Below are 15,677 nucleotides of genomic sequence, written 5' to 3'. Positions count from 1 at the left end.
ACCACGAAATCCTCTTCTGTTGAAAGATTCTAACAATTACCATACAATCAGTAAAAGAGCATGAAGGAGGTTTTCGATTCAATGACAATATCCACTTTACAGAAAAGCATCAATGAACGTCTTGATGAACATTATGAGGAAATGGTTGAAATTAGACGCCATCTCCATATGAATCCTGAACTTTCTTTTCAGGAAGAAGAAACAGCCGCTTTCATCGCCAGCTACTATGATACATTACAAATCCCTACGCGTACTCAGGTGGGCGGTCATGGCGTACTCGCTTTTATCGAAGGAGCTTCTCCGGGGCCAACCATTGCCCTCAGAGCTGATTTTGATGCACTTCCCATCCACGATGAAAAAGATGTACCTTACAAATCAACAAAACCTGGAGTGATGCATGCGTGCGGTCACGATGGACATACTGCGACACTTCTTGTATTAGCAAAAGTTTTGCATACACATCGTGACCAATTAAAAGGAAAGATCGTCCTCATTCATCAGCATGCGGAAGAATATGCTCCCGGCGGTGCAAAACCAATGATTGAAGACGGCTGTTTAGACGGTGTCGATGTGATATTTGGTACGCACCTTTGGTCTTCAGAGCCTTGTGGCACGATTCTTTATAAAAGTGGAAACTTTATGGCAGCCGCCGATCGTTTCTCTATTCAAGTCCAAGGGAAAGGCGGACACGGTGCCCAGCCTCATTTAACAAAAGATGCCGTACTCATCGGTTCACAAATCGTCGCAAACCTGCAGCAAGTCGTTGCCCGTAAAGTCAATCCGATTGATTCTGCTGTTGTTTCTGTTGGAGGTTTTGTCGCAGAGAATGCCTTTAACGTCATTGCAGATTCAGCTGTTTTAACTGGTACTGCACGATCCTTTGAAGAAAGTGCACGGCATATCATCGAACGAGAAATTGAACAGGTGGTAAAAGGGGTGTGTCAGATGCATGATGCTTCCTACACATATGAATATGTGAGAGGATATCCAGCTGTCAAAAACCACCCGAAGCCGACTGAATATATTGCGGACGTCGCAGAACAGACGGAAGGTGTAACAGAAGTAAAAGAAGCGGAAACCCAAATGGGCGGAGAAGACTTTGCTTACTACCTTCAGCATGTCCCTGGCACCTTCTTCTACACAGGCGCCATGCCGGAAAACAGCCAGGATGTGTATCCACATCATCATCCAAAGTTCGATATCAACGAAAAAGCAATGCCTGTCGCAGCAAAGGTACTCGCTAACGCCGTTCTTTCCTACAATGAATAAAAAAAAGCCGCTGTCCTCAGCGGTTTCAGCGTGTAGACAAACCCTCGCATTCGGTTTCAGGTCTGCGCTCCGGTGCTCGTCCTTCCTAGACTGAAAAGGTTTTTTCTATCACGCTGTGCTGAAAAGAAGACAAAGGGCTAAAATAAAAATTATTTTAGCCCTTTGTCAACAATCTGAAGCCCCTGTCCTCAGCGGCTTTTCTATTTCATATCTTTCAATATCCGTAAATGAAACACATGGCGTGCGACCTCTCCGAGCTGTCCTGTCAGCTGATGATTTGCCACGCCGCCAACAGCGGCTCCGACGACCGGCATTAATTGAAACAGCTTCACAAGATCAATGTAATCTCGATACTCCTGCTGAAAGCTGTACCAATCCATTTCCTCTCGGCTCGTTTCCCAATCATCTATGATCTTCATCATTTTTTGACGATGTGCACTGCTGGAAAAAGCGAGTTGAAATATACAGAGCAAAAAGAGTCTTTCTTCCTTTTGAGATAAATCAAAGCCGTAAATACACGCCAGCTCATAAAGGCATTTCATCTTTATGCTCAGCAGCAGCGGAAAGTCTGCCATTCCGAGGAATAAACCGCCTGCACCTGTTCCAATCCCTTCGACGGCAGCCGCCTTTTGGTAATACTTCACTTTATCCTTTGCCAGTTCATTTCGTTCTACAAGAGATAATTGTTCATCAATCACTGAAAATGAAGTGAAGTGTGATCCTGATACGGTGGATTCAACCATTGTTTTGACTGCACTTGTGATGACTTGATGAAACCTGGCAGGAATTCGGCGGTTCACCTGCTGCTGAACTCCTTTTGAAAACCGTTCGATCTTTGAAGGTTTTCTTAAAAAACGTGTTTGAAAAAGAATGGCTTCTTCATACAACTCCCGTTCAGCTGCATTCATCCGGTCCCCTCCTAGATGTCATCATACGCGCGTTGTAAAAAACATATCTCCACTTATCTCATCTTTTTTAACCTACTTTGTACGTAAGGCTTAAAGAGGACAAGCACAAACGCTACAGAAATGAGAAGGGCAAGTCCGCTTCCCTGCCAGCCTCCTGCTGGAAGTACCGCACAGCTCAGCAATATCGATTGGATGATGAGCACATTACGGACGAGAACAAAAAAGCTTCGATCCTTTTCTTTTTGAGAAACTGGATAAAGTGCCTGTAATGAAAGATGAGCAAAGTGCTTCGTTAAAGGCACAAGCTGTACACCTGTGATAAATACTGTGAACAAGACAAGCAACGCACCCACCCAGCCTGCTGCACCTGTATACAAAATAATCAGGACAAACACGGCTGTTAATCTAAACACCAGACCAAAATAGTCATTTGAGCGTACAAACGCCCTCACATACATATAAGAAAAAGTTTTACGCTGATCATAAGGAACAAACTTCAACATCCAGTCCATGTATGCTCTTCTTTTCACCTGTTTCTTTAAGTGAGGCACATCGGTGAATAAGTTTGCCAAACGATAAAAACGCTGCTTCCGTTTTAATTCATCAGAAATATGCAGTTCCCATTGAAAAGGCTGTTTTTTCACTGCATTTGTTAAGTAGACGAGATAGACACCGTAGATAAGATAAAAAACGATTGCAATCACATAGGCTGCCTGTAAGACGGTGTAGATCAACATCATATTTAATAGAAAACGAAGGGCTGCATCGAGCCATCTCACATGTTTTCCTTGAAAATAAGTCATTCTCCATTGAATGGCTGTATTCAAACCCTTTATCAAAATCATTTGCGCCAGTATCAGCACATACCCCGTGATACCTCCTGAAGACACTGCCGAATAAAGCGGAAGTGCGACAATGGATACAGCAATGAGAGGAAACAGCTGAGAAATGAAGCTAAAGTTAAAAGCTTGTTTTAAGTAAGGCTCCATCTTCCCTTCTAAAGGAAGTAAAAACACGAGATCGGCTTCTTTAATTAACGTACGTACGTATGAGCTTGTAAGTACTAACGAGAAAACAACTGCCATCACCCAGTAGGATGGGAAGTGAGCCGGAATCTGTTTGAGCCAACTGCTGTACCAGCTTGCTCCGCCTGCAAGGAAAAAAATGAGCACAATGACAAGATGATCGTTGAACATGTATTTTAAGTATTTTCTTGTTTCTTGTATGTGTTCCTCTAATCTTGATTTCCAAATAGTAAGCGTTGTTTTACTCATAGTTTTCTTCCTTTGTTAATTCCAAATAAAGATCATCGAGTGTCGCATCTCTCATATTGAACTGTTCTCTCAGCTCTGCCAGTGTTCCTTTCGCTCTGATTTCCCCTTCGTGCAAAATAATAAAGGAATCACAATAGCGCTCAGCTGTCGCTAAAATATGCGTTGACATCAGGACACTAGCACCGCTTTTCTTCGCAGCATTCATCCGTTCAAGCAGTGCATTGATCGCAAGAGGATCAAGCCCTAAAAACGGTTCATCGATGATATACAGCTCTGGTTCCACAAGGAATGCACACATAATCATGACCTTCTGCTTCATTCCTTTTGAAAAATGAGCAGGGAACCATTTCAGCCGTTTCTCCATCCGAAATTCTTTCAGCAACGACGGCAGCCGTTCGTCTAATTGTTCCTTCGATAGACCGTAAGCCATCGCTGTCAGCTCTAAATGCTCTTTTAACGTTAATTCTTCATATAAAACAGGTGTCTCAGGAATAAATGTAAATTGTGAACGATACGCCTCTTGGTCGTCTTGAAGGGTTCGTCCATTCAATTCAATGACACCTTTATGCGGTTTCATAAGCCCGATAATATGGCGGATGGTTGTACTTTTTCCCGCCCCGTTTAAGCCAATGAGACCGACGATTTGATTTCTTTCTAATTCAAATGAAATATTTTTTAGAACGGGATTCTTCGTATATCCACCCGTTACATCTTTTACAGTGAGAAGGGACATGAATTCGTTCCTTTCTTTCTTTTTTCCTTTATAGTAACAAAAACGAATGATAATTTGAAATGTTTACCTATAGACGAGTCATGAATAAAAAATAGGCGCTATGGTCATCATAATGTATGTAGAAGAAATGAACTTGATGACCAATAAGTAAATGAGGTGTTTGTTAAAGGCAAAGAACCGCATGACAAGTTGGTTTTTCATCTAAAAACCTTAGCTTCTGTTTTGCTTCACTGATTCTTGATTTTTGTGTCCTATACAATATGTATACGACAAACCAAAACGTCAAATGAGGTGTTTACGGCAGAAATAGCAGGCATATGAATTCTTTATTTCAGTAAATAGAGAATTCAAAAGGCATATCGAATGAAAGCATCAGCATTTCTTCTGCAGGAGCAGGATGAGCGACCAAAGGAGTTCGCTTGTCCTGTTTTCTTTTTTGCTTCTTTTTGTGATACGATAAAGGAAAAATAATGAGGAGTGACATGGCGTGAGCGACTGCATTTTTTGCAAGATCATTGATGGAGACATTCCATGTGCAAAAGTATATGAAGACGAGCATGTATTGGCTTTTCTTGATATCAGCCAAGTAACAAAAGGACATACACTTGTAATCCCGAAAATACATAAAGAAAATATCTATGAGATGACACCAGAAGTGTCTAACCACTACTTCCAAGCGATTCCGAAAATTGCAAGGGCGATCAAACAGGAATTTGAACCAATCGGGTTAAACCTCCTGAACAACAACGGTGAAAAAGCTGGTCAATCGGTGTTCCATTACCATATGCATATCATTCCGCGCTACGGCAAAGGTGATGGCTTTGGTGCCGTATGGAAATCACATCAAGATCAATACACGTCAGAGGATTTAAAAGACATTTCTTCTGCCATCCACACGCGGCTTACCTCATCTTAACAGATGAGGTTCAGCATGTAGACAAACCCTCGCATTCGGTGTCAGGTCTGCGTGCCGGTGCTCACGAATGTCAAATTCGCTCCGCTCCGGTACTCGTCCTTCCTAGACTTCAAAGGTTTTCTATCAGGCTGAAAAGAAGACAAAGGGCTAAAATCAAGATCATTTTAGCCCTTTGTCAACAATCTGTACCTCATCTTAACAGATGAGGTTTTTCTTATTTTTGCCCCTTTTCATCGCTTTCATCTCTTAATAGTAAGATATTTTGAACGATTCAAATTTTTTGTCCAAATGCTTCAAATTTGTGATAGGATGGTTTTATCTTTTGATCCATTAACGCGAGAAATAGGGAGAGATTGTGATGAAGCGAACGACAAATTTTAATGCTGGTCCGGCGGCACTGCCGCTAGAAGTGCTTCAAAAAGCACAGGAAGAACTTGTTGATTTTAAACAAACTGGGATGTCTGTGATGGAGCTTTCTCATCGCAGCAGTGAATATGAAGAAGTCCACAATAAAGCAAAAGCGCTTTTGGTGGAACTGATGGACATTCCTGAAGATTATGAAGTCCTCTTTTTACAAGGCGGAGCTAGTCTTCAATTTGCGATGATTCCTATGAATTTCTTACATGAAGGCGAAACAGCTCATTTCATTCAAACAGGCGCTTGGTCAGAAAAAGCCTTGTCAGAAGCAAAAGGGTTTGGTCAGACATCTGTCTTTGCTTCAAGTGAAGATGACAACTACTCGTATATTCCAGAAGTAGATGCTTCCGGTTTAACAGATGGCGCTTACTTACACATCACATCAAACAATACGATCTTCGGCACACAGTGGAAAACGTTCCCACAAACGTCATTTCCGCTCATTGCGGATATGTCCAGTGATATTCTCAGCAAAAAAATAGACGTTTCTTCATTTGATCTCATTTATGCCGGGGCACAAAAAAACCTAGGGCCTTCTGGCATCACGATTGTGATCGCACGTAAACGTTTATTAGAGAAAGAGAAAAGCAGTACGCCAAAAATATTAAAATATTCAACACACGCAAAAGCTAACTCTCTTTATCACACACCACCGACTTTTGCGATTTATATGCTGTCGCTTGTCCTTGAGCATGTTAAACAAGCTGGCGGTGTAGAAGCAGCGGAAAAACGCAATGAACAAAAAGCAGGCATTCTCTACGATACAATTGATCAAAGCGGCGGTTTTTATCAAGGACATGCGCGTGCTGACAGCCGTTCGCATATGAATGTCACCTTTACTCTTCGCGATGATGCACTTACTTCTTCCTTTGTGGAAAAAGCAAAGCAAGAGCAAATGGTTGGACTTGCCGGCCACCGTTCTGTCGGTGGATGCAGAGCATCTATTTACAATGCGGTCTCAATTGAAGACTGCCAAAAGCTTGCGGACTTTATGAAAAAGTTCCAGCAAGAAAATGAGTAAAAAGGCTTTTCTATAGGGAAATAAATTTGTTATAATAACGAGAAATATAAAGTCATGACTCTTGCAATAAATGATGAGCCATATTATTGGAGAGTCCTATAAGAGCTTAGCAGAGGAGAGCATAGAAATGAAAACAAAAGAATTAGTGATTATGTCATTGCTTGCAGCAATGGGAGCTGTTTTGCATACGATTTTCCCGCCCATCTTTTTCGGAATGAAACCTGATATGATGCTGGTCATGATGTTTTTAAGCATCATCCTTTTCCCAAAGGTTCAGCATGTCGTCGTGATTGCGCTAGTGACTGGAGTCATTTCTGCATTAACAACGGGATTCCCAGGCGGACAAATTCCGAATATGATTGATAAGCCAGTGACAGCCTTTATCTTCCTAGCCCTTTTCTTATCTTGCTCGAAGATAAAGAACAAAGTGGTGCTGACCGCTGTGTTAACTGCGATTGGAACCATCGTATCCGGCGTGATTTTCTTATCTGCCGCTTTACTGATCACTGGACTGCCAGCTGCATTACCGGCACTTCTTGTGGGCGTCGTCCTGCCAGCTGCTGTGATTAATACCATCGCTATGGTATTTGTCTTCCCAATTGCTCAGTCCATTCTGAGACGTGCAAGAATGATAGAAGTTGCTTAACGAATAACCGAACCTCTTCATGATAGATGAAGAGGTTTTTTTCATGCTTTTATAAAAGAAAAAGGGTCAGCAGCAAAATGAGGAGCGAAATCCCTGCACCTGCCGCACACACAAGTGCTTTTTGCTTTAAGACATGTTTTGGCGGATAAGACCCTGCATACCCAAGCTGTCTTGCATAATGAATAGAACCACCTGTAAAAACGATGACGATACACATAAAAACGAACAGAAAGACAGACAACCTTCTCCCCTCCCTTTTCTTCAAAAGTATGCTAAAATAAAGCAAGCTATGTATGGAAGTTCAATGAAGCTGATCGTCAGCTCAGAGAGAACATGCGAATGTGTAAAATTTGACTAGAGGTGATTTGAATGGCTAGTGGACGTTCTTTATTAACAGGATTATTTGTAGGCGGTCTCCTCGGAGGTGCGGCAGTGCTCCTGACGACTCCCTCTTCTGGCAGAGATGTGCGCGGAAAAGTGAAAGACGGCTATGACAAATTCGAAGATACGCTGACAAAATTAAAAAGAGATGGACAAGCTTTAAAAGAGCAAATTGTGGAAACAGCAAAAGAAAGCGCAGAGGTGATTAAAGAAGTCGGATCTGAATTGCAAACATCGATTCAGCAATGGCGCGAAGAAATCAAACCTCATCAGCAGGACTTACAAAAGGAAATTCAGGAAATTGAGGAAAAGCTCAAACAACTGGAGAAAACCTTACAAAACTAATATACTCACAAAAAAATATTCGTTTACAAAAGTGTGCGGGGTGCGTATCCCGCACTTTTTTTGTTGAAAAAAGGTTATTTTGTCAATGTTTTTCATGACTTTTAAAAATTCTTGAATTTTCAGCTTTATTAATCTTTATTTTATTGGCATAATAGAATTACAAGAAAAAGAGAAGTAGGTGAAATGGATGAATCATTCGGAACAGCCTTTCGATGTAAAAGAAGCACTTTTATTCAGTCAAAGAATGGCCCAATTGAGCAAAGCTCTTTGGAAATCCATTGAAAAGGACTGGCAGCAGTGGATCAAACCGTATAACCTAAATATCAATGAACATCATATTTTATGGATTGCGTATCAATTAAAAGGAGCTTCAATATCAGAAATTGCAAAGTTTGGCGTCATGCATGTATCAACGGCGTTTAACTTCTCCAAGAAACTGGAGGAACGAGGATTTTTAAAATTTTCTAAAAAGTTAAACGATAAACGCAATACGTATATTGAGCTAACGCCAAAAGGCGAAGAGACATTCCATAAACTACTCGAAGATTTTGACCCGGCACGAACTGGTATTGTCAAAGGCGCACAGCCGCTTCATGACATTTACGGAAAATTCCCTGAGATTTTAGAAATGATGTGCATCATCCGAAACATTTATGGTCAGGATTTCATGGAGATTTTTGAGAAATCGTTTTCAAACATTGAGAAGGACTTTTTGAATGAGCGAGGAAAAGTCACGAAAAAGACTGAGGAACTTGAAAACTCAGCTGAGGCAGCAGAAAAAGCGGCTAACACAAATCAAATTGTTTAATGATCTTTATAAATTCATTCATTAACGGCTGAAATAGTCCTTGATCATGCAAAGCAAATATGGTCTCATGAACATCCAGCTTTTCAATTAATTGTCCCGCAAAAAGCGCGAGGAGATCGTCAAACATGACGTAGCCTTGTGCTTTTTGCTTATCCATTTCCTCTGAAAGCTCAGCACAAATACGCTCAATTCCCTCTGCCTCTTCTTTCGATACACGCTGCCTGATCAATAACGCATAATATGGATAACGGCTCATATCGGTTGCCGTCAATAAAAGTTCCATATAATATTCAAGCTGGCTCATTCGTTCCTCAATACTCATGTACGTTCCCTCTTTCTCTTAGTCCTTCTATTTTAGCCGAAATTACTCATTGACGAAAGAGACGAACCTCCCCCTTCTGTTCTTTTTTCTTGAAAAATCCAAAGTTTCCTCTCTTTATTCCATTTGAAGGCAGCATTTTATTTTTTTTCATCAAAACCATTGATTTTTATCCTCAGGAAGAGTAAATTATCTTGAGATATTCAATTCGATTTTTAGATTGGAAGGATGAAAAATGAATTGTTGGAAGACCATTAATCTTGAAAAGGATTATGGTTATACGAGAATGATGATTTCTGCCATAAGTCTTGCTATCCTTTTTTTCATTATGGCATTTTTATGTTTTCAACTGACTCATCCTGAAACGAGGCTAAGCAGCCATAACGCACCGCTTTTTGCCGTGCTCTTACTTGTGACATTGCTTGTCCACCGTGTGGTTCACTTGATCCCAGTGATGAAAAATAAGAAAAAAATGACGCTATTTATGAAACGAAATTGCTGGCAGCGCGTGCCTAAGAAAGTGATGCTTTTTTCACTTCTCAGCCCGTTTTGTGTCATCTCACCGGTTTACTTTGTATTAGGCGTGGCGTTTCCTATGTACGCACACTATTTTATCATCATCGCAAGTATACATGCAGGCTATTGTTTGCCTGACTTTTTATTTGCATGGAAGCTGCTCAAAGCACCTAAATCCTGCATCATCGATCAAGCTCAAGACGAGTTTGATATTTTAGTTGACCAAACTTCCTCATCATGAGGTTTTTAAAGCCAACTTCTATCTTTTTCATAAAAAATTTGGTAATGTAGTATGGGAATAGCATAGAGAGGGGGGATCTCCGATAGTTTTATTTTACTTCATCGTCTTTGCCGCGTTTATTGTGTATTCAATAAACAGGCTTACTAATACATTATGCCTTGTCAGAGAGATTCCTGAAGAACGGCAAGATAAGGTGTTTCGCTTTATCAATGTATCAATACTGATCTTACTTATCTCATCATTTGTTGAAATTACCATTTCCATTTAAGATCAAAGCAAAAGCTGCCAGTTTGAGGGCAGCTTTTTGTGTATATTTTAATTAGCAAATCCAAGATGCACCGATGATGATCAATAAGATGAATAATACGACGACTAGTGCAAAACCGCCAGCAAAGACTTCTCCTCCCATGTAAAAACACCTCCTGCCAGTTCTTCCTCTGTTCTAAGCTCAGTGTATGCAGAAAAATAAAAAGCGTTTAGGCACCTGTCATCGTTTGAAAAAAGAACCGCCCTCACGCACGGCAGGACGGCTCCCTTCTGTCACAGCGATTTAATTAATAAAGATATGCTGCACCAACGATGATCAGCAAAATGAATAGCACGACCAATAAAGCAAACCCATTAGAATATCCTGCTCCCATATAATTCAGCCTCCTTTTTGTGATCACTATATGTGTATGTCGCGCGCAATTTTTTGACTAGACGAATGCCCTTCCATTTGCATTTCTTTTTACAGCATGTCACAATATGTTATGATACAAGCAATGATAAATAAATTGGAAAGATTAGGAGTGTTTTTTGAATGAAAAAAATGGCTTTAGCAGCTGTAACAGCAGTAAGTGTTTTAACTCTTGGCGCATGCAGTAGCGGTGATAAAGATGTAATCGCAACAACAAAATCAGGAGATGTCACAAAAGGAGAACTTTATACAACTCTTAAGAAACAAGCAGGTGGAGATGCTCTAAACCTACTTGTTCAACAAAAGGTTCTTGCTGACAAATACAAAGTATCCGATAAAGAAATCGATAAGAAATTGGAAGAATATAAAAAGACACTTGGTGAAGATCGTTTAAAACAGCTTCAAGATGAATTCGGTAAAGATTACATCAAAGATCAAGTGAAATATGAGCTGCTGACTCAAAAGGCTGCCAAAGCTAACATCAAAATCACTGATAAAGAAGTCAAAGCGTATTACGATGACCTTAAAGGGAAAATCCGCGCAAGCCATATTTTAGTAGCTGATAAGAAAACAGCTGACGAAGTGGAAAAGAAATTAGATAAAGGTGAAAAATGGGATGCCCTTGTCTCTGAATATTCAACTGATACTGCTTCAGCTGCACAAGGCGGCGATGTAGGCTGGTTCGCAAAAGAAGGCCAAATGGACGAGAACTTCAGTAAGGCTGCTTTCAAACTAAAAGTAAATGAAATCAGTAAGCCAGTAAAATCCCAATTCGGCTACCATATCATTAAAAAGACCGAAGAACGTGGTAAATATGATGACATGAAAGCGGACTTGAAAAAAGAACTGCTTGACCAAAAACAAGCAGACACAAATGAAATCCAAAACATCTTAAACAAATTAGTAAAAGATGCTGATGTGAAAGTAAAAGATAAAGAGCTTGAAAAAACGTTCAAAGAAAAATCTGAACAGCCTGCACAAAATCAGCAGACTCAACAGTAATCACAAAAAACCCCTCTGCCATCATCGTGCAGAGGGGTTTTTGTATGACTAGATTAAGCAATCGAATGATCTTCATGTGCCGCAGTATCCTGTGATCTTTTCACCTGCTGATCCTGACGTCTGCGCTCTCTTTCCTGTTCCATTCGCTCGATAAAAATTTCTCCTTCCTTTTCAATAAAGGATTGATCAATTTCTTGCTCCTCTTTGGCTGTTGTCATTAATTTATACGCACAGAAAATAATGCCGATGATACAGGCATACACCCACCACGGAAAAAACAACATTTTTTCATCGCCTCCTTTTCTTAAGGACATTCCTCTCTTCCTTTGTGTTACATGCTTATGCGAAAAGAAGACAAGTTATGAAAAAAACGCCCGCATAAACGGACGTTTTGACATGATTATTCGTGATGGAAAGTTGGTTTATAAAACGAACGATTCTCAAGAGCAAAAATACGTTCTGTATATTCTCCTGGTTTCACATGCTCAAGCGCACGATCCATCATGTTCATTTTCGCATCTAAATTATCAATATAGTGGAGAATTTCAGCCTCTTTCACCATTGGTGGTTTCGGGCTTCCCCACTCTCCTTTTCCATGATGACTTAGGACTAAGTGCTGTAAAATGAGAATTTCTTCTGAATCAATGCTAAGCTCTTCTGCCGCTTTCGCAATTTCTGTCACCATGATGGAAATGTGGCCAATTAAATTCCCTTCCACTGTATATGTGGTAGAGACTGGACCTGAAAGCTCTTTTACTTTCCCTAAATCATGAAGAATGATGCCTGAATATAAAAGATCTCGATCTAGTGATGGATATAGGTCAACAATGGATTTTGCTAAATGCAGCATGGACACGACGTGGTAGGCGAGTCCAGAGACAAATTCATGATGATTTTTTGTCGCTGCTGGATAATCAGCAAATTCCTGTCCATATTTCTTCAGCAAATGCCTTGTAACACGCTGAATATTAGGGTTTTTCATATCAAAGATATATTGCATAATCGTATCCATCATATCGTGTTTTGGAATAGGAGCTGTTTCGAGAAAATCATCAATTCGAATTTGCTCGTTTTCAGCAACAGGGCGTATATTCCTAAGCTTCAGCTGATTCCTCCCGCGATAATGATGAATGTCGCCTACTACCTTCACGATGGTTTGCGGGCCATAGGTGATTTCATCATTCTGCTTTGCATCCCATAGTTTCGCCTCAATATCTCCACTTTGATCTTGAAGAATGAGCGTTAAAAATGGTTTGCCATTACTTGCAATCCCTTTAGTAGATGATTTAATTAATAAATGCAGGTCAACTTGTTCGCCGACATCATAGGTCATGATCCCTTTAGCCATTCAATAAAAGCTCCTTCCATGTTTCTGCTCATATAAGTATAACATAAGTCATTATTTGTCAATCATTCAACTGCTAAACTCGTAATCTGTCCATCTTCTGCTGCCTGCGCCATATGCTGATGACAGGTAAAATAAAACAGCTGTGTTTCAAAACGCGTGAGTTCATTCATCAACTCCAGCACTCTTCCTAGACGAACATGATCAAAATGAACGAAGCTGTCATCCATCATAAACGGAAGCTGACATTCCTGCTGATGAGACAAGGCGAGTGCAAAACGAATCGCCAGATAGACTTGTTCACATGTTGCCTGTGAGAGCTCTTCTGGGCGGAATATTCGTCCATCCACCCTTTTCACAATCAGCCGGTCATCCTCGGGTGAAAATAAAATGGCTTCATATCGATCATTCGTTAACGGCTGAATAAAGCTTGAAGCTGTTTGCAGCAATGCTGGCAGCCTTGTTTCTTTATGCTCATTCAATTTTTCTCGAATGACGGAGCGGACAAGCTGAATTGCCGCCCATTTTTTCGCAAGGTGCTTTGCATGCTCCTGCTCAGCTGCAAGCTGATGAGTCAAATCAGACACCGTACCAGAAGCTTCTATTTGCCGGATTTCCACTGCTCGTTCTGCCAGGCGTTTTTCCATATTTGCCGCATTCGATTGTACGTTATTCAGGTGCTGCTTCGCTTCTGCACACTCTTCTTCAAGAAGACGCAATCCTTTGCGAACAATCGATTCTTCCTCATCAAAGCAGCCGCTTCTATGCAGCTCTTGATTCAGCTGCTGCAAATGGGAAAGCCGTTCCCGATATTCTTTCGATAAATGAGAAAGGATTTGGTAATCTTTTTTGGACTCTGCTTCTACTTGACGAAAAAGCGCGTCCATTTGTTTTTCGTAATAGTCAATTTCCCCTTCTAGCGTCGTGATCTGCTGTTTCACATGTTGAATCGATACATCCAATGTCTGACGTTCTTTTTCTCTTTTCGCCTCATCTTTCAATATCTCTTGAAAGGCCAAGATATTCTCTTGAATGGTGCCTTCCTTTCGTTGAAGAAGACTGCTTAACGCTTCCACCCTATGCTCATAATTGGATTGCTGGCCGGCAAGCTCGTCTATTTCCCGGCTAAGCCCCTCATATCCCGCTGTATCCGTTTTTAATTGCTTCAGAATAAGGAAGGCTTCTACAAGGAAAGAAAGCTCTGAGGACAAGCCCAGCTGTCTTTTCTTTTCCTCTACTTGCTGCTGGACAGGTTCCAGCTCCAGCTCCCAGTCTTCATATTGCCGGATGATCCTTTCGTACAAAAGCTCCTTCTGCCTCACAAGCGTTTCAGCTGAAGCTGCCTGCACTTGGAAGGAATCGAATGTTCCCACGCCGCTTCCCTGTTTCACCTGTATTGCTTTCAAAAATGGGTAAATGGCAAAAAAAACAAAAACAGAAAATCCCGCAAATAAGAAAGTAATCCACCATTCTGTTAAAAAGAAAAGGACAAGCAGAAATGCAGCATCAAACATCACCATCACAGGAAATAACCACGCCCGGGAATGAACCTGTTTCTCTTTTGTTCTTGTTTCCCCAGTTTCCACTGTACTGTGCGATTTGGCCTGCTGTTCCTTTAATCCTTTTAAAGCGGTTTCCGCTTCTTCCAGCTCATGTCTTGCATGATCAAACCTGTCATCCAGCTGTGCCTTTCTGTCCATTAAACGAACATATTGGCTGACAGCCTCCTTTAATTCCCACTCAAATTCAAGGGAGTCGTCGATCTGATCGAGCTTGACTGAACGCTGCCACTTCAGCTTCACTGCGGCTTCGTCCATTTTTTGTTTCAATGAATCACGTTCTGCTTTACATTCAGCTAAGCGATTTTTGACACGTTCAGCATGAGGAGATTCATCAACGACACGCTTCATCTCCAGTAACGTATCCTTGTCATGAAGCGGTTGAACTTGTGCCAACGTGGTTTGCAAATGATCTAATTTTTGCTTTAGTGCAGTCATTTGAGCCTTTTTCGGGTGAAGGTGTGATTCTAACTTATCCAATTCATGCTCTGTTTCTGATCTAAAGCGTTTGACTCGTTCTGGATAACGGGCTAATTCTTTTTTTAACTCCAGCTTCTTCTCTATCATGGGATAAAGTTGAATGTGTTCAGTTAGCTGCTGTATCTGTTCTTCTGTCTGCTTCATTTCCTTTTGAAGCGCTGCGATCGTCTCTATGAATTCAGAATGCTCCCGTTTCTTTTCTGTATAACGGCCTTCTGCCAATCTAGCTTGTTTCAGCTGGCCAGTCAGCTCTTTTAAACGATCAAGCTGCTGGTTTAATTCTGGCTTGCGTCCATTTGGTTTAAACAGCTGCTCCTGCTGCTTAAGCAGCCTGCTCTCCATCTTGGAGGCCGCATCTGAGCCAAATAAACTTGAGAAAAGAAGAAATTCACCGATTTGATCTTCGTTTAAGGCTTGGACATTTTGCAGTCCAAACACATCAAATGAGTAGATTGATTGGAATAATCTGCGATCCGTTCCCTTTAAAAGAGTCCGCAGAAATGCTTCGTCTTTCACTTCACCATTCGGTAAAAACACCTGTGCTTGACCGCCTCGATCGGACGATCTCTCAATGTGAATGACACCTAACTCTTCATCTAAGCAAGTGAGGGAGCCGCCATAGAAAGAACCTTGTTTCGACTTGTACATCTTGTTTTTTGAAAAACCAAATAACATCGACTCAATAAACGCCTTCAATGTCGTTTTCCCCGATTCATTCAGGCCGTAAACTAGCTGAAAACCGTCATCAGAAAAGTGAAAGGTTCGATTTGAAAATTTCCCGAAATTCGCTATATGGAGTGAACGTATTTTCATCATAC

General features: G+C 41.0%; 19 protein-coding genes. 9 read left to right on the top strand and 10 right to left on the bottom strand.

Going from position 1 to position 15,677, the window contains the following annotated elements; all coding sequences use genetic code 11:
* Nucleotides 1-81 precede the first annotated feature (81 nt).
* The gene (locus tag NSQ72_RS04950) at nt 82-1,269 is read left to right on the top strand and encodes a M20 family metallopeptidase (protein ID WP_039177597.1); all 1,188 of its coding nucleotides are present in this window, start codon (nt 82-84) and stop codon (nt 1,267-1,269) included.
* A 200-nt stretch (nt 1,270-1,469) separates the two neighbouring features.
* Here the strand turns inward: NSQ72_RS04950 and NSQ72_RS04945 are convergent, their stop codons facing one another.
* From NSQ72_RS04945 to NSQ72_RS04935, 3 genes are read right to left on the bottom strand one after another with little or no spacing between them, the layout of a single operon-like run.
* Nucleotides 1,470-2,177, bottom strand: a complete 708-nt coding sequence (locus NSQ72_RS04945) for an EcsC family protein (protein ID WP_099663106.1) — start codon at nt 2,175-2,177, stop codon at nt 1,470-1,472.
* Between the two features lie 53 nt (nt 2,178-2,230).
* A complete protein-coding gene (locus NSQ72_RS04940) occupies nt 2,231-3,451 on the bottom strand; it encodes an ABC transporter permease (RefSeq protein ID WP_039177593.1) in 1,221 nt (406 codons plus the stop codon).
* Nucleotides 3,444-4,184, bottom strand: coding sequence for an ABC transporter ATP-binding protein (locus tag NSQ72_RS04935; protein ID WP_047202605.1), 741 nt, complete (start codon nt 4,182-4,184; stop codon nt 3,444-3,446). Before NSQ72_RS04935 ends, NSQ72_RS04940 begins: the two co-directional genes overlap by 8 nt.
* A gap of 487 nt (nt 4,185-4,671) precedes the next feature.
* Here NSQ72_RS04935 and NSQ72_RS04930 point away from each other — a divergent pair, with 487 nt between their 5' ends.
* From NSQ72_RS04930 to NSQ72_RS04920, 3 genes are all read left to right on the top strand, one after another.
* Nucleotides 4,672-5,100 carry an HIT family protein gene (locus NSQ72_RS04930; protein WP_024425457.1) on the top strand — a complete coding sequence of 143 codons (429 nt, stop codon included), beginning with the start codon at nt 4,672-4,674 and terminating at the stop codon, nt 5,098-5,100.
* 358 nt (nt 5,101-5,458) lie between these two features.
* The gene (gene serC, locus NSQ72_RS04925) at nt 5,459-6,538 is read left to right on the top strand and encodes a 3-phosphoserine/phosphohydroxythreonine transaminase (RefSeq protein ID WP_341083424.1); all 1,080 of its coding nucleotides are present in this window, start codon (nt 5,459-5,461) and stop codon (nt 6,536-6,538) included.
* 127 nt (nt 6,539-6,665) lie between these two features.
* Nucleotides 6,666-7,184, top strand: a complete 519-nt coding sequence (locus tag NSQ72_RS04920; protein WP_039177586.1) for a tryptophan transporter — start codon at nt 6,666-6,668, stop codon at nt 7,182-7,184.
* 49 nt (nt 7,185-7,233) lie between these two features.
* Here the strand turns inward: NSQ72_RS04920 and NSQ72_RS04915 are convergent, their stop codons facing one another.
* Nucleotides 7,234-7,425, bottom strand: coding sequence for a hypothetical protein (locus tag NSQ72_RS04915; RefSeq protein WP_024425454.1), 192 nt, complete (start codon nt 7,423-7,425; stop codon nt 7,234-7,236).
* Nucleotides 7,426-7,553: 128 nt separating this feature from the next.
* On the opposite strand from NSQ72_RS04915, the gene NSQ72_RS04910 reads away from it, so the two are divergent.
* Together NSQ72_RS04910 and NSQ72_RS04905 are read left to right on the top strand one after the other, a co-directional pair.
* Nucleotides 7,554-7,910: a YtxH domain-containing protein gene (locus NSQ72_RS04910; RefSeq protein WP_024425453.1), complete on the top strand. Its 357-nt coding sequence runs from the start codon at nt 7,554-7,556 to the stop codon at nt 7,908-7,910.
* 187 nt (nt 7,911-8,097) lie between these two features.
* Nucleotides 8,098-8,718: an HTH-type transcriptional regulator Hpr gene (locus tag NSQ72_RS04905; protein WP_039177583.1), complete on the top strand. Its 621-nt coding sequence runs from the start codon at nt 8,098-8,100 to the stop codon at nt 8,716-8,718.
* On the opposite strand, the gene NSQ72_RS04900 is transcribed toward NSQ72_RS04905, so the two are convergent.
* A complete protein-coding gene (locus NSQ72_RS04900; RefSeq protein WP_039177580.1) occupies nt 8,696-9,040 on the bottom strand; it encodes a YhaI family protein in 345 nt (114 codons plus the stop codon). The two genes, NSQ72_RS04905 and NSQ72_RS04900, sit on opposite strands and share 23 nt — an antisense overlap.
* Nucleotides 9,041-9,272: 232 nt before the next feature.
* On the opposite strand from NSQ72_RS04900, the gene NSQ72_RS04895 reads away from it, so the two are divergent.
* On the top strand, nt 9,273-9,794 hold the full coding sequence (locus NSQ72_RS04895; protein ID WP_039177576.1) for a DUF3267 domain-containing protein: 522 nt from the start codon (nt 9,273-9,275) through the stop codon (nt 9,792-9,794).
* Between the two features lie 82 nt (nt 9,795-9,876).
* Nucleotides 9,877-10,062: a hypothetical protein gene (locus tag NSQ72_RS04890; protein ID WP_072368131.1), complete on the top strand. Its 186-nt coding sequence runs from the start codon at nt 9,877-9,879 to the stop codon at nt 10,060-10,062.
* A gap of 51 nt (nt 10,063-10,113) precedes the next feature.
* Here NSQ72_RS04890 and NSQ72_RS04885 read toward each other — a convergent pair whose 3' ends face one another.
* Together NSQ72_RS04885 and NSQ72_RS04880 are read right to left on the bottom strand one after the other, a co-directional pair.
* Nucleotides 10,114-10,203 carry a YjcZ family sporulation protein gene (locus tag NSQ72_RS04885; RefSeq protein WP_017360317.1) on the bottom strand — a complete coding sequence of 30 codons (90 nt, stop codon included), beginning with the start codon at nt 10,201-10,203 and terminating at the stop codon, nt 10,114-10,116.
* Between the two features lie 145 nt (nt 10,204-10,348).
* On the bottom strand, nt 10,349-10,435 hold the full coding sequence (locus tag NSQ72_RS04880; protein WP_008361129.1) for a YjcZ family sporulation protein: 87 nt from the start codon (nt 10,433-10,435) through the stop codon (nt 10,349-10,351).
* A 161-nt stretch (nt 10,436-10,596) separates the two neighbouring features.
* Here NSQ72_RS04880 and NSQ72_RS04875 point away from each other — a divergent pair, with 161 nt between their 5' ends.
* Nucleotides 10,597-11,475 (top strand): peptidylprolyl isomerase, encoded by an 879-nt coding sequence (locus tag NSQ72_RS04875; RefSeq protein ID WP_039177572.1) that lies wholly within the window; start codon nt 10,597-10,599, stop codon nt 11,473-11,475.
* A gap of 53 nt (nt 11,476-11,528) precedes the next feature.
* On the opposite strand, the gene NSQ72_RS04870 is transcribed toward NSQ72_RS04875, so the two are convergent.
* The 3 genes from NSQ72_RS04870 to NSQ72_RS04860 all read right to left on the bottom strand — a co-directional run bounded on the left by NSQ72_RS04870 (nt 11,529) and on the right by NSQ72_RS04860 (nt 15,672).
* Entirely contained in the window at nt 11,529-11,759 is a 231-nt protein-coding gene (locus NSQ72_RS04870) for a sporulation YhaL family protein (RefSeq protein WP_041089925.1), read from the bottom strand.
* A 116-nt stretch (nt 11,760-11,875) separates the two neighbouring features.
* On the bottom strand, nt 11,876-12,823 hold the full coding sequence (gene yhaM, locus NSQ72_RS04865) for a 3'-5' exoribonuclease YhaM (protein WP_024425447.1): 948 nt from the start codon (nt 12,821-12,823) through the stop codon (nt 11,876-11,878).
* 62 nt (nt 12,824-12,885) lie between these two features.
* Nucleotides 12,886-15,672, bottom strand: a complete 2,787-nt coding sequence (locus tag NSQ72_RS04860) for an ATP-binding protein (RefSeq protein WP_341083422.1) — start codon at nt 15,670-15,672, stop codon at nt 12,886-12,888.
* Nucleotides 15,673-15,677 lie beyond the last annotated feature (5 nt).

The sequence above is a fragment of the Bacillus sp. FSL R5-0659 genome, assembly GCF_038008785.1.
GTDB lineage: Bacteria > Bacillota > Bacilli > Bacillales > Bacillaceae > Bacillus > Bacillus safensis.
Note: the sequence above shows the minus strand (reverse complement) of the source record. Positions and strands in the feature narration are given on the sequence as shown.